The sequence below is a fragment of the Priestia sp. AB genome, from assembly GCF_028369225.1.
Classification (GTDB): Bacteria; Bacillota; Bacilli; order Bacillales; family Bacillaceae_H; genus Priestia; species Priestia megaterium.
The window spans coordinates 540,040-552,574 of record NZ_JAQMYN010000003.1; the positions used below are offsets into that span (position 1 = coordinate 540,040).

13 protein-coding genes are annotated in these 12,535 nt (G+C 37.9%); 4 read left to right on the forward strand and 9 right to left on the reverse strand.

Translation table 11 applies throughout. The annotated features are described in order from the left end of the window. The first annotated feature begins 83 nt into the window (after window positions 1–83). The gene (locus POF52_RS12430) at window positions 84–713 is read left to right on the forward strand and encodes an NUDIX hydrolase (RefSeq protein ID WP_013056657.1); all 630 of its coding nucleotides are present in this window, start codon (window positions 84–86) and stop codon (window positions 711–713) included. A gap of 4 nt (window positions 714–717) precedes the next feature. On the opposite strand, the gene POF52_RS12435 is transcribed toward POF52_RS12430, so the two are convergent. From POF52_RS12435 to POF52_RS12450, 4 genes are all read right to left on the reverse strand, one after another. Next, window positions 718–1,116 (reverse strand): PaaI family thioesterase, encoded by a 399-nt coding sequence (locus tag POF52_RS12435; RefSeq protein WP_271992963.1) that lies wholly within the window; start codon window positions 1,114–1,116, stop codon window positions 718–720. Window positions 1,117–1,229: 113 nt separating this feature from the next. Further along, a complete protein-coding gene (locus POF52_RS12440; protein WP_271992965.1) occupies window positions 1,230–3,383 on the reverse strand; it encodes a DNA topoisomerase III in 2,154 nt (717 codons plus the stop codon). A 265-nt stretch (window positions 3,384–3,648) separates the two neighbouring features. Beyond that, window positions 3,649–4,947 carry an arsenic transporter gene (locus tag POF52_RS12445; protein ID WP_271992967.1) on the reverse strand — a complete coding sequence of 433 codons (1,299 nt, stop codon included), beginning with the start codon at window positions 4,945–4,947 and terminating at the stop codon, window positions 3,649–3,651. Window positions 4,948–4,962: 15 nt separating this feature from the next. Continuing rightward, on the reverse strand, window positions 4,963–5,313 hold the full coding sequence (locus POF52_RS12450) for an ArsR/SmtB family transcription factor (protein ID WP_013056623.1): 351 nt from the start codon (window positions 5,311–5,313) through the stop codon (window positions 4,963–4,965). 289 nt (window positions 5,314–5,602) lie between these two features. On the opposite strand from POF52_RS12450, the gene POF52_RS12455 reads away from it, so the two are divergent. Together POF52_RS12455 and POF52_RS12460 are read left to right on the forward strand one after the other, a co-directional pair. After that, on the forward strand, window positions 5,603–6,289 hold the full coding sequence (locus POF52_RS12455) for a hypothetical protein (protein ID WP_271992972.1): 687 nt from the start codon (window positions 5,603–5,605) through the stop codon (window positions 6,287–6,289). A gap of 72 nt (window positions 6,290–6,361) precedes the next feature. After that, window positions 6,362–7,063, forward strand: a complete 702-nt coding sequence (locus POF52_RS12460; protein ID WP_271992974.1) for a hypothetical protein — start codon at window positions 6,362–6,364, stop codon at window positions 7,061–7,063. A 168-nt stretch (window positions 7,064–7,231) separates the two neighbouring features. Here the strand turns inward: POF52_RS12460 and POF52_RS12465 are convergent, their stop codons facing one another. Both POF52_RS12465 and POF52_RS12470 read right to left on the reverse strand, forming a co-directional pair. Further along, window positions 7,232–8,014 carry a YibE/F family protein gene (locus tag POF52_RS12465; protein WP_271992975.1) on the reverse strand — a complete coding sequence of 261 codons (783 nt, stop codon included), beginning with the start codon at window positions 8,012–8,014 and terminating at the stop codon, window positions 7,232–7,234. Continuing rightward, entirely contained in the window at window positions 8,011–9,003 is a 993-nt protein-coding gene (locus POF52_RS12470; protein WP_176584922.1) for a YibE/F family protein, read from the reverse strand. Before POF52_RS12470 ends, POF52_RS12465 begins: the two co-directional genes overlap by 4 nt. Before the next feature lie 550 nt (window positions 9,004–9,553). Here POF52_RS12470 and POF52_RS12475 point away from each other — a divergent pair. Next, window positions 9,554–10,120 (forward strand): peptidoglycan-binding domain-containing protein, encoded by a 567-nt coding sequence (locus POF52_RS12475; RefSeq protein ID WP_271992976.1) that lies wholly within the window; start codon window positions 9,554–9,556, stop codon window positions 10,118–10,120. Between the two features lie 225 nt (window positions 10,121–10,345). On the opposite strand, the gene POF52_RS12480 is transcribed toward POF52_RS12475, so the two are convergent. The 3 genes from POF52_RS12480 to POF52_RS12490 all read right to left on the reverse strand — a co-directional run bounded on the left by POF52_RS12480 (window position 10,346) and on the right by POF52_RS12490 (window position 12,521). Continuing rightward, window positions 10,346–10,666: a 2Fe-2S iron-sulfur cluster-binding protein gene (locus POF52_RS12480; RefSeq protein WP_013082802.1), complete on the reverse strand. Its 321-nt coding sequence runs from the start codon at window positions 10,664–10,666 to the stop codon at window positions 10,346–10,348. Between the two features lie 74 nt (window positions 10,667–10,740). Continuing rightward, complete coding sequence (locus tag POF52_RS12485) at window positions 10,741–10,920, reverse strand: hypothetical protein (protein ID WP_013082801.1); 180 nt, start codon at window positions 10,918–10,920, stop codon at window positions 10,741–10,743. 293 nt (window positions 10,921–11,213) lie between these two features. Further along, window positions 11,214–12,521: an MFS transporter gene (locus POF52_RS12490; protein WP_271992978.1), complete on the reverse strand. Its 1,308-nt coding sequence runs from the start codon at window positions 12,519–12,521 to the stop codon at window positions 11,214–11,216. Window positions 12,522–12,535 lie beyond the last annotated feature (14 nt).

The following is a 12,535-nucleotide window of genomic DNA, read 5'->3' on the forward strand; positions in this document are numbered from 1 at the left end:
AAAGCAGATTTTCACCTTCCATTATTTACATAACTTTCATGGCAGGTTAGAGTAGAAAGAAGTAGGAAACAAATGGGGGTTTTATGATGAACGATGAAGTGTTAACCGTATTTAACGACCAACAAGAGCGCATAGGAACAGCGTCTCGCAAAGAAGTTCACGAAAAAGGCTATTGGCACGAAGCGTTTCACTGCTGGTTTGTCAGCCGTGAAAATGATATAGACTATATTTATTTTCAAATTCGCAGCGAACAAAAACAAGATTATCCCGGTGCGCTTGATATCACAGCTGCCGGACATTTGCTTCATACAGAAACCGCTGTGGACGGTGTAAGAGAAATTCACGAAGAGCTTGGCGTAAACATTTCGTTTGATGAATTGCTTCCTTTAGATGTATTTAAATATGAAGTATCTGAGCCGCACTATATTGACAAAGAGTTTGCACACGTATTTTTATACTACAGCTCTCACCCTCTTAATGCGTTTACGTTGCAGCAAGAAGAAGTATCAGGGCTTGTAAAAGCGCCGTTTTCTCACTTTTGCGAACTGTGGCTTGGAAATCAAACAGAACTGATCATTGAAGGGATAACAAATAAAAAAGAGCCGATTCACCGTACAGCCCATAAAAGTGAATTTGCTCCTCATCCCAAAGCTTACTATAAAACGATCATTGCATTCATTAGCCAGCAGCTGCATTCAGCAAAAAAAGCTTAGAATCCTAAGCTTTTTTTGCTGAAAAAATCATATATGTTGCACTGCCAAGCGCAACAAGCTTGCCGCTGCTGTCTTCAATTTTCACTTCTCCAACAGCAAGCGTTTTGCCGCGATGTGACAGTGTGGATTTAGCAACTAAATATTCACCTATACCCAGCCTTGTGTAATTTACTTTTAATTCAACTGTACTGGCACTTTCAGCCTCAGAAAGAGAAGACCGCACAGCTGAACCAACCGCCGCATCGATAAGCGTGGCAATAACGCCTCCATGAACCGTTCCCCTTCCCTGCAGAAGCTGCGGCTGAATCGTAATTTTTAACTCCGCATATCCTTTTTCAAGCAGCGTTTCTTCAATGCCAATATAATCCCAAAACGGAATCATCCCTTTACCCGTTCGTTTCATCAATCTCATCCTTTGCATAAATAAACTATGTAAGAACTTCTAGAAAAGCTGGAGAAATCCTGTTTCTTCGCATGCAAAAAGCGCTTGCTCTTTAGCAAACGCTTTTTATCCCTCTATTTTTCAAATAAAAACTGTACTTTATTTTCTTTCCATTCTAACTTGGCATTAAAGGTTTTATCGCCTTTTTTAAAGCCTTCAATCAAATCTGTCTGTCCTTCGCTTAACAGTTTTTTTAAATTAGCTTGGGTGACTGTTTTACCTAAAATCTTTTTCGATACGGTAAACGTGCATTTGGTTTTTGCATAGTTTGAGCATCCGTAAAATGAACCTTTATCGACTACTTTTCCGTCGCAAACCTTACACGAACCAAATGATTTAGAAGAGAAGCTTTTACCTTTGCCTTTTCCTTTTCGCTGAATGGACTCAGTGTCGTATCCGCTGAAGTTCCACTTACTTTCTGCTTCGACAGCGTCTTCGATAATTTTAGCTGACAGCTTTTTTGTTTGTTCCATAAAAGCAGCGGCCGATGCTGCTCCTTCTCCAATTTCAGCTAAACGCTGCTCCCACTTAGCCGTCATTTCTGGTGAAGCTAAAATTTTATCGCCAATCGCGTCAATCAATACCTTTCCTTTATCAGTCGCAAACACTTGGTTTTTTTTCACATCAATATATTTACGGTCTTTAAGCATTGTAATGATTCCCGCACGCGTAGCTTCAGTCCCTAACCCTTCTGACCTTGCTAAAATTTTCTCCAGCTCATCATTATCCAAATGCTTGCCTGCTGTCTTCATCAGCGTAATCAACTGACCTTCCGTGTAGCGTTTTGGGGGCTGTGTTTTACCTTCTTTTACGTCTACTTTAACAACTTTTCCTTCTTCCCCTTCTTGGACATTCGGAAGAATAACGTCGTCGTCTTTCTCGTTTTGAAAAATTACTTTGCGCCAGCCTTCTTGAATTTGCTGCTTTCCTTTTGAAATAAAAGCTGCTCGCTTTTCCACGAGTGTCGTAATCGTTGTATAGTCGAAAATCGCTTTTTCATAGTGTGCCGCAATTAGACGTCTTACGACTAGGTCGTAAATTTTCTGTTCGTCTCCTGACAGTTTGCTGGGGTCCTTCACTTGTTCCGTTGGAATAATCGCATAGTGATCGCTCACTTTTTTTGCATTTACATAGCGTTTATTTCCTAGAATTGTAGCGTACGGAAGCGGAAATAAATGTTCGTATTCAGAAAAAGCACTCAGCTTTTCTAAAATCTCAGGAAACGTTTCCGCTTCTCCCTCTGTTACGTAGTTTGAGTCTGATCTTGGATAAGAAACAATTCCTTTCTGATACAGCCCTTGCAGCACATCAAGCGTCTTTTTAGGAGAAAACTTAAACGCTTTATTCGCCGTTGCTTGAAGTGATGATAAGTTAAATAATAAAGGCGGCTGGAACTCTTTTCGCTCCGTTACGAGTTCATGAACTTCCGCGTCTTTTCCTTCGCAAAACTGAGCAATTTTGTATGCCATCTCTTTTTCTTTGAGACGTGATTCTCCGTCTTGTTGCCATTTGCCTTCATACTTCTTTCCTTCAATATCAAACTTAGCAAGCACTTCCCAAAAAGGCTCTGATTTAAAATTGTCAATTTCTTTTTCACGCTTCACAATCAAAGCAAGAGTTGGAGTCTGAACTCTCCCTGCTGAAAAAACATCTGACATCCCATGCTTTTTCAATAAGATGCTATACACGCGTGACGCATTCATCCCAACGACCCAATCCGCGCATGCTCTTGTATAGGCTTCATAATAAAGGTTGCGCGTGTCGCTTTCGTCTTTTAACTGTTGAAACCCATCATAAATGGCTTTTGGCGTTAAAGAAGAAATCCACAATCGTTTCATCGGCTTATGCACACCTGACAGCTGAATGATATTACGAACGATTAATTCTCCTTCGCGCCCCGCATCTCCCGCATGTATAATTTCTGTGACCGTCGGCTTTTTAAGCAGTTTTTTTACCACTTGAAACTGCTTTGCTTTTGAGCGCGTCACTTCATATTGAAAGCGGTCTGGAATCATCGGCAGCGTGTCAATTGACCACTTTTTCCACTCCGGCTTATAATCTTCCGGACTTACAAGCTGACATAAATGACCCACTGCCCACGTTACATATGCTCCGTCTGTAAACACTTCATTCGGTGGAATCTCTAAATAGCCGTCGTGACGCTTCGGCTTAAACTGTGAAGCGAGCGTTGACCCTTGATCCGGCTTTTCTGCAATAATTAACTTCATGTATTTAATCACCTTACATTTCAAATTTCCATATGAAACTTAGTCAGTTTTATTATTTTATCATAGAAAGAGCTGTTGGAGTATGAATGAGGAGAAAAGTAGTTTAGATGAGAGATACCTATCTCATTTTAAAAACGTGTCGCTGTCCGTTATAGCTTTTCAATAAAAAAGCTGTAGATCATTTTCTACAGCTTTGATACATATCTGAATTTTTCTGGCAACAGCCATTATCATATCGACTAAAACAGATCTCCTTTGGGACGTGTTATGAAATAATCAATAACCAAATATACAAACCAACAAGCGTAATAAACAATGTCGGAATCGTTAAGATAATACCCGTTTTAAGATACGTTCCCCACGAAATTTTCACGCCTTTTGTTGAAAGAACATGAAGCCATAAAAGCGTCGCTAAAGAACCAATCGGGGTAATTTTCGGACCTAAATCCGATCCAATAACGTTTGCATAAATCAACGCTTCCTTGATTGTTTCAGCTGCGTGTGTGGCATCGATTGCTAGTGCATCAATCATAACGGTTGGCATATTGTTCATAATCGATGAAAGAATAGCCGCAGTGAATCCCATACCAATTGTTGCTGCAAACAGTCCGTGGCTGGCCGTTGCTTGGATCACGTCAGCCAGAATTTCTGTTAAACCAGCATTACGCAAGCCGTATACAACGACATACATGCCGATAGAGAAAAAGACAATCGCCCACGGAGCTCCCTTTAGCACTTTTTTTGTATGAACCGCTCGGCTTTTTTTTGCCATCATCAAAAATAGGATAGCAATAATACCTGCGATGATCGAAACAGGGACGCTAAAGAATTCTCCAATTAAATAGCCTAGTACTAACAAAACTAAGACAATTCCAGATAGCCGGAACATCTTTTCATCTTTGATGGCATCCACTGGCTTCTGTAAATCTGCTACATTGTATTTCTTAGGGATTCTTTTGCGGAAATACAGATACAAGACCATAATACTTGCAAACAGAGAAACCAAATCTGGAACAATCATGCGTGATGCAAATTCAGAAAAGCTAATACCAAAGAAGTCGGCTGATACGATATTCACTAAGTTACTAACAACAAGGGGCAGCGACGTTGTATCTGCAATAAATCCACTTGCGATAATAAACGGAAAAACCATTTTATCGTCGAACTTTAATGCCCGAACCATGGCTAAAACAATGGGTGTTAAAATCAAAGCTGCTCCGTCATTAGCAAATAGCGCTGCTACAACGGCTCCAAGAAGAGACACGTAAACAAACATACGCACGCCGTTCCCTCCTGCAGCTCTAGCCATATGAAGCGCTGCCCATTCAAAGAAACCAATTTCATCTAAAATTAAAGAAATAATAATAATAGCAATAAACGTAAGAGTCGCATTCCACACAATGCTGGTTACCTCAAGAACGTCTTGAAAATCAACAACGCCTGCCAGTAAAGCAATCATAGCTCCCCCGCAAGCCGACCAGCCGATTGATAAATTTTTCGGCTGCCAAATGACAAAAATTAATGTTACTAAAAAAATCAATGATGCTAGTACAACTGATGCCACTTTTTAAACCTCCAATTATTCACAACAACTAATACGCAGCCCTTGTTTTTCCAGCTCTTTTAAACGTTCGTCCTGACTTGGTACAGATTCAAGTATGCCCAGAACAAACTCATAGTACTGGCTTTCTTTATTAAGAGAATAAAAAACCCATTGCCCTTTTCTTCTTTCCTTCACAAGTTCAGCATCTCTTAATTTTCGTAAATGCTGACTAATTGAAGGTTGGCTAGCTTGATAGATATCTACGAACTCACAAACACAGCATTCATTGTTCTCTATTAATTTAACCATCGAAAGCCTTGTTTTATCTCCCAATAATTTTAAGATTTGGGCTGCCTTTTCAATACTATCTATAGATTTTGTGCTCATTAATGAATACCTCCTACTCCCTTTCAGTTGATAGATAATAATGTGCTTATGTATTAATGCTCATTACTATAATTGATTTCTAAATGTTTTACAATTTTTTAGTAAACTAAAAGTGATTTAGTAGTTGTCTGAGGATTTAAAGAAGTTATTTTTCCCCTACTAATCTAAACAAAATCTAGCACATAATACTATAGGTATATTTTCTCGTAAAAATGCTCCTAATGTCTTTGGACAAACATACATCCTTATTTTGTCGATCCGCATAAAATATAGAGAAAAATAAGAAAGGATGATTACGATTAAAAAACATTATTCCTATTATAATCCGCAAGATGGTAAATATTATGTAGACAAGCCTTACTCTCTTAGAGACAATAAAGTATCGCCCTCTGCTTTCCCTAAAATCCCTTTAAAAAATACAGCCGACAGAGCTTATAAAATCCCTGTATTCCTCAGCCACCCGTCTATGCTTAATACTACTCAAACAAGTTTTTTTAATCGCTTAATCGATGAAATTGAACGTGCTCTTCTTTTCCCTCGCACACTGCCTGATACAGAGCAATATCCTAATAAAACGATAACAAGCGTTCGCCGAATGATCCTCTCTAGCTATGGGTTGATCGCGGTGAATATGCAGCAAGTCTTCGCCAATTATACCATGACGAATATTCCCGGCGGTACACCTCCGCCACCATCATGGGAAGGTGCTCCGTTTTTACAAATAGAGCCAAGCATGGGTTACCAACGAGGCCTGCCTTTACTTCTTATCAAAGAATCAGGTGTCAATAGTATAGGCGTATGGAATCCATCAGTAGTTCCGTTCTTTATCATTGAATGGGATTCTTCAAAGCCGCTTGATGAATTTTTTAACCGTGTTGAATGGAGAGAAATATTTCAAAACTGGGTAGCTCAAGTACGAAATGGCTATTTTATTCAAACACAGCCTTCCTATCGATATGGCCCGGATGATCTATAGAAATCACTTCAAACGAAGAGTACTTTCGAAAGCTATTCTTATAAACAACGTTCAAATGTGAGGTGAATATAATTGACTTTAATTAATAGTGGGACATGCGTAGGAGTTCTATATCGAGCTAATGCCGGTGCCTCTTGCAGAAACGGGTACTGTGTTCATAATGGAAGGTTAGTAGGCGGCGTCATAAGCTCAAATGCTGGTACCTTAACGGTTACAAGAAGCATCGATAACACAAAGTTACAGACTTATAATGGTATTCTTCTCAGCCACCGAGCCGTAAACCGAACGACAGGGCAAGTCACGCAGCAGTATTTGTATTTTAGAAAAAATCAGTTAGAAAAAGTAGAAGTTACGCCTTATACACAATATAGTGACCCTAGCTGTCAAAGAGAGAATCATTATAATATCCCTGATATTATCTATCCTGGTGAATGTGTAGGAATCAGATATCGGATAGGAGATGAATGGCATATAGGAAACGGGCGATATCTATATTGGACAGGCCAAGTGAATCACTGTATATTTGATGAACGTTCGCAAAGTACAAATAGACAATTTTTACGGCAGATTTGGTACGCACATTGGATACTCGATCCAAAAAATGAACGAAATATTATACACCAAAAAACCTCCAGAGGACCTGGATCTCCAAGAAGTGAGCGTAGAATTTATGTGTTTAAAAATCTGCTTCCAGCAAACGGTGAGACCGTCCTTTTAAAAGCTGCTTCTCCTGTAAATTCTGCTTCCTGGCCTTTTCGTATTATCTATCAATGAGAAAAATAGATTGTAATCCTTAATGCTATTACAACTCCCATCCTCCACCTAGTATCCTCTCAAAATTCCACAAATAGGCCGAGGTCAACTTGAACTGCCCCTCCAATGATTAACCATTGGAGGGGCAGTTTCTTATGACTTTCTGTTTTTATTTGCCCATACGCTTCTCTACTTCATTTCCTTGTACTGCTTCCCTTTTTCTCTTTTTTGTAAGAAAATAGAAGCACTAATCCAAGAAGTAATCGGAATAATAATGGCTACACCAATGCCTCCGCTTAAAATAGAAATGACTTCTGCACAAAAGGTTTTTGAATTGATAATATCTCCAAACGAATACGACAATCTCTTAAACCAGATAATTAAAGTCAAATATCCCCCTACAAATGCAAAATACAGTGTATTGGTTGTAGTGCCTAAAATATCTCTTCCGATTTTCAGTCCTGAATTGAAGAGATTTTTTTTAGTTACGGACGGATCATGAACAAATAACTCATTCATAGAGGACGAAATAGATAGCGAAATATCAATGATCGCTCCTATGGCACCCATAATAATTGTACAAATGGCTATTTTAGCAAAATCAATTCCAACATAAAGTGAAAAAGCGTTAATTTCTTCTTCCTGTTCTTCTCCAAACCCTTGAATCATGGCATGATGTTCAATGATAAAAATAAAGAACACTAAAACGGCTAAGGTAATAATCGTTGAAACAAACGCAGCAAGCGTTTTATGATTGAATTTATTAATATAAAATAAATTAATGCAGCTAATGATTGTACAAGCGATCAACGTAACAATAATCGTATTTTTTATAGACAGCATAAAGAGAATGGTTAGAAAAATAACGCCAAAATTCAAGAACAAAGCAAGGAAAGATCTAATTCCTTTTTTTCCGCCCACCATACTCATCAGAATAAATAAAATAAGAGCAAGCAACAGTAAAACGTTCACTTTCTGTTCCCCTTCCTAAAAATAAAAAGAATCGAAAGATAGAGTGTAATTGGAATCGTTAGCACAATGCCAATGCTGCCAGTAAGAGCACGGATTAACTCTAACGAGAAATTCATTGAAAACGTGTATCCTAAAGGAGAACCGTTTTTTAAATAAAGAAGGACCATTGGAATTGTTCCACTTATATATGAAAAAAATAAAATATTCGTCATGGCTCCCATGATGTCTCCGCCAATTTCCTTGCCCGATTTTAGTAAGTCTTTGTGCGCTATCTCTTTATTCTTTTCATATAGTTCATAAACAGAAGAAGTAATCGTAATCGCTACATCCATCACAGCTCCTAAAGATCCTATTAGTACCTCACTCATAAATATTTTTTGAGGAGGAATCGTCACAAACTCCATTCCTTCATAATGAAGACCGTTCGAATCTGTTAGCTGCATGACGATGTACGCAATTAATAGAGAAACAAATGTACCTATTAAAGTTGAAATAATTGCTACATGCGTTTTTTCTTGATTACCGCTTACTAATAATAAAGAAATAACTGTAAAAAGAACGACCGCAACAATACATACAGCTAGCAAGCTCACATTCCCTAGTGCTAGATATACATTTAAGGCTCCGATTAAAAGAACAATATTAATAAGTAAGCTGATAATTGAATAAAAACCTTGTTTTTTTCCAATCGCCAGCAAAATTAATATAAATAAGCCCGCGACAGCGGTAACCTGCGTGTCCCGCTTCACTCCTTCAATCGTGCCGCTTAAAGCATGCTGTGAATTCTTTTCTAAGGAGACAAAAAGATCTGTTCCGACAGTATACTTTTGATCATAAGCACCTGAGTATGAGTACGTATTCTCTAAATGGATAAGTCTTCCTTTATATTTTCCGTTCATGATTTTAGCAACAATTTCCTGAGAATATACGGTATCTTTATTATGATTTAAATCAGCAGATTTGTTTTGTTCTACAACATTCGTCTTCACTACCTCAGCTATTGGTTTTTTATAAAAAGAATAATTGTGATTTGTTACAATCAGCGCTATACACAAACAGCAAATTCCTAGTATATAGAGAAAGATTTGTTTACGCGATAATTTATTAAACTTTTGCTTCGAAAAAGGATTCCTTATATGCTGGGAATACAGAGGTGACATCACATAATTCCTTTCTGGTTATTATTTGAACGCAGGATTTTTGAACATGAAGAGACTGCAAAGAGATCTAAATTCCCTTTGCAGTCTTTTCATTCGTTTATTATGAGCGTTATAGAGCAAGACATACTCTAGGTACACAAGACGCTCAAACCTGCTGTTTTTTCCTTCCGTACTGTACCAGAGAAAAATGAAATTATAGTGAAAACATAGAACGATTTATCTACTTCACTAGTTTTTTATGACTATCTTATATAATCATAGGAATATAAAAACAAATAGAAAACTGCCTGCGCTATAATAAATTGACTTTATAGCTACTAATTAGTTATAAAGCTCATAAAAAGCGACAAATAGTTGCTAAAAACAAGGAGGTTATTTCATGTTAACGAAAAAAACACTTGTCACGCTTTCTACTCTTACACTTGCAACAACATGCGTAGCATTCAGCAGCCCAACTAGTGAAGCAGCTGCTAAAGATACCTACTCACAAAAAATTGAAGCTAAAGCAGAAACGAGGCCTACGCTTCGTAAAGGTTCTCACTCTAGCTACGTAAGAGACTTACAGCAAAGCTTAAAGGATGTGAAGTATAACACATCAGTTGATGGAATTTTCGGTACGCAAACACAAAACGTAGTAAAAGAATTTCAAACCGATCACCGCCTGTCTCCAGATGGTATTGTTGGCCCCTTAACATGGGCAGCTTTAGATGAGAACAAGGTAGAAAGGAAGCAATTTCCTGTCAGCACAGCTATTACATTCGGTAAAAAAGAACTCGGTGACAACATTGTCTTCAGTACAGACGACCGCTTACGGAAAGATAACAACGATAAAGCTTACTACAGATTCGTAGCAAAAAACAAAGACTGGATGGATCAAGGGGGATCAGGTACCATAGGCTGGTATCATATTTACAAAAGTGGAGATGTGATTGAAACATCCAATTAAATCTATTTACAAATAACGGTTCGAAAAAAGCCTTTATAATCACTCTTTTGAGTGATTTACTGTCCGCCTTACAGAATGCTAAAATTTAAAGGAATCATTCCGTAGGTATTTTACTTGAACAAGAACAGCTGTTACTCCCCGTCGCTGTTCTTGTTATTTTTTTAGGTAAAAATACAAAAAGCAGCATGTGAACATTCCACGCGCTGCTTTTTTGCAATTACAGGACTACTCTGCGGGTCGAGGTCCTGCTTCTCGTCCTGAGTTCTCTACCGTTAATATGGGCCGAACGGTGATATCTTCATTTACACGAATTTGACAGGATAAGCGCAAGTGATCTTCAATTGAACTTTCTGAGTATGCATTTTTCTCTGCGTGTGTTAAATCACAATATTCACCTTCAAGAACTTCTACCCTGCAAGTCGTGCATTTAGCTTTCCCGCCGCATCGATGAAGAATATTTATACCGTTGTCTTCAAGTGCCAAGACAAGCTTTTTTCCTTTTGCTACTTCAAAACTTCCGTATCCTAAAACGGTTACTCTTGGCATATATCTCCCTCTTTCCCTCTACTGTATCCAAGCGATTTGAATTACACTATATGCGGTTTCTTTTTACTGCATGCCTAAATCCAATTAAGAAGACCATCATTTTGTAATACGGCAACTAAAACGACAATCCCAAGTATAATAACAGGTATCAGTGCTTTTAAAATTTGATACTTAGATAATTCTATACGTTGAGGCTCCTTTAACAAATGACTTTGATTTAACTCAGTATTGTTTTCACTTTCTTTATGATTCATGTTCCTCTGCCTTTCTATTTTTTATAGTGCGGTTCATATCTACTTCTGCTGAAATCACAAAAATAGACACAGAATTTCTTCATAAAAACCATCTTAACCTTTTTAAGAACATGCTATACCAACAATTCTGTTTTAAAACAAGTCCCTATCATATGTTTCAAACAAACCAATTCATCTTGTTTCTCCTTTTAATAGCGTCAGATCAGAAGACTAGACTTTTTCACATCACTAAGTGCATGAGCAAGGTCGTTATTTATAATCAAAAGTAAAACCCCATAGCGAGTCATGGGGTTTTACTTCGTACTTTGTTTTTTTGGAATTTTAATTTGTTTAATATCTCCCAACACATAAATATAAAAAATTAAGCCTAGCAACAATACAATTCCCGCTACAATAAAGCTTAGACTAAAAGAACCGGTTTTATCCAAAAGATATCCCGTTAAAGCTGTAGCTATAATTCCACCAAACAAATTATTAGCTAAATTAACAATAGAACTGAGAAGAGAAATGGAGCCTGCAGGCGCAATTTCAGCAGAAATTGACCAGCCGATTGGTGCCGTTGCAGATATACCTGCCAGTCCAATCGAGATACAAATCATCGCTACTACAACACTATTGGTGAAAATAGAACCTAAAAAAACAAACCCTAAGCATAATCCTACAACAATGATCGTGCGATATACTTTTTGACTGTTATATCCTTTTTTTATGAGGTAATCAACAAGCCAACCGCCAACTAAAATGCCAGCAAATGTAGCAATTAGCCAAGGGACTGCCGTAAGCAGACCCGATGACATGATATCCATGCCGTATTTCTCTTTTAAAAAAGTTGGCAGCCACGTTAACAGTAAATTAAAGGTATATCCATAGCCTGTAAACCCAATCATTAGCCCCCAAACTTTTCGATTTGTAAATAATACTTTTAAGGTATGTAAAAATTTTGATGTTTGTTCATCGTTCGCATTTAAATTATTTTCTTGAATATACTTCAGCTCATCATCTGATATGCGTCTATGCTTTTCTGGTTTTTCGTAATAAAACCAAAACAGCAGCGTAAACAGCACGTTTATCATTCCAATGGACAAAAATGCTGTGCGCCAATCAAATTTAGTAATGAGAAACGCTACAAGAGGCGCGCCAAGTACATTTGAAAATTTGGCCGCTGAATCAAACAAAGAATTTGGCAAGCTTCTTTCGTTTGGAGGAAACCATAGAGACGTAGCTTTTGATGCTGCTGGAAAAGCTGAAGCACTCATTATTCCTATTAAAAACCGGACGATATAGAGAAGAAGTTTTCCTTGCAAAAATGCCATCGACATCGTTAATAAACTCCAAATCACCATACCCACTCTTGTTACCCATGCTACTCCAAACCGATCAAGCAAGCTTCCGGCAGGTATTTGCATGATTGTATAAGAATACGTATAAATAGAAAAGACAATTCCGAGCTCTGTTCCCGTTAAGTGAAATGCATCTTGTATTGCAGGAGCGGCCACTGACACCGCTACACGATCAAAATAATTTAAAATAATCATACTGCTTAACAAAGATGAAATGAACCATCGTGTGCGTCCTGTTCGCTTTACTGTATGTTCACTCATAGCTAGCTCCTTTC

What these genes read in the sequence shown, in the direction of transcription:
- POF52_RS12430 (WP_013056657.1), top strand. Translation starts at nt 84, where the DNA reads ATGATGAACGATGAAGTGTTAACCGTATTTAACGACCAACAAGAGCGC.
- POF52_RS12455 (WP_271992972.1), top strand. Translation starts at nt 5,603, where the DNA reads ATGATTACGATTAAAAAACATTATTCCTATTATAATCCGCAAGATGGT.
- POF52_RS12435 (WP_271992963.1), bottom strand. Translation starts at nt 1,116, where the DNA reads ATGAAACGAACGGGTAAAGGGATGATTCCGTTTTGGGATTATATTGGC.
- POF52_RS12440 (WP_271992965.1), bottom strand. Translation starts at nt 3,383, where the DNA reads ATGAAGTTAATTATTGCAGAAAAGCCGGATCAAGGGTCAACGCTCGCT.
- POF52_RS12485 (WP_013082801.1), bottom strand. Translation starts at nt 10,920, where the DNA reads ATGAATCATAAAGAAAGTGAAAACAATACTGAGTTAAATCAAAGTCAT.
- POF52_RS12480 (WP_013082802.1), bottom strand. Translation starts at nt 10,666, where the DNA reads ATGCCAAGAGTAACCGTTTTAGGATACGGAAGTTTTGAAGTAGCAAAA.
- POF52_RS12490 (WP_271992978.1), bottom strand. Translation starts at nt 12,521, where the DNA reads ATGAGTGAACATACAGTAAAGCGAACAGGACGCACACGATGGTTCATT.
- POF52_RS12475 (WP_271992976.1), top strand. Translation starts at nt 9,554, where the DNA reads ATGTTAACGAAAAAAACACTTGTCACGCTTTCTACTCTTACACTTGCA.
- POF52_RS12450 (WP_013056623.1), bottom strand. Translation starts at nt 5,313, where the DNA reads ATGAGCACAAAATCTATAGATAGTATTGAAAAGGCAGCCCAAATCTTA.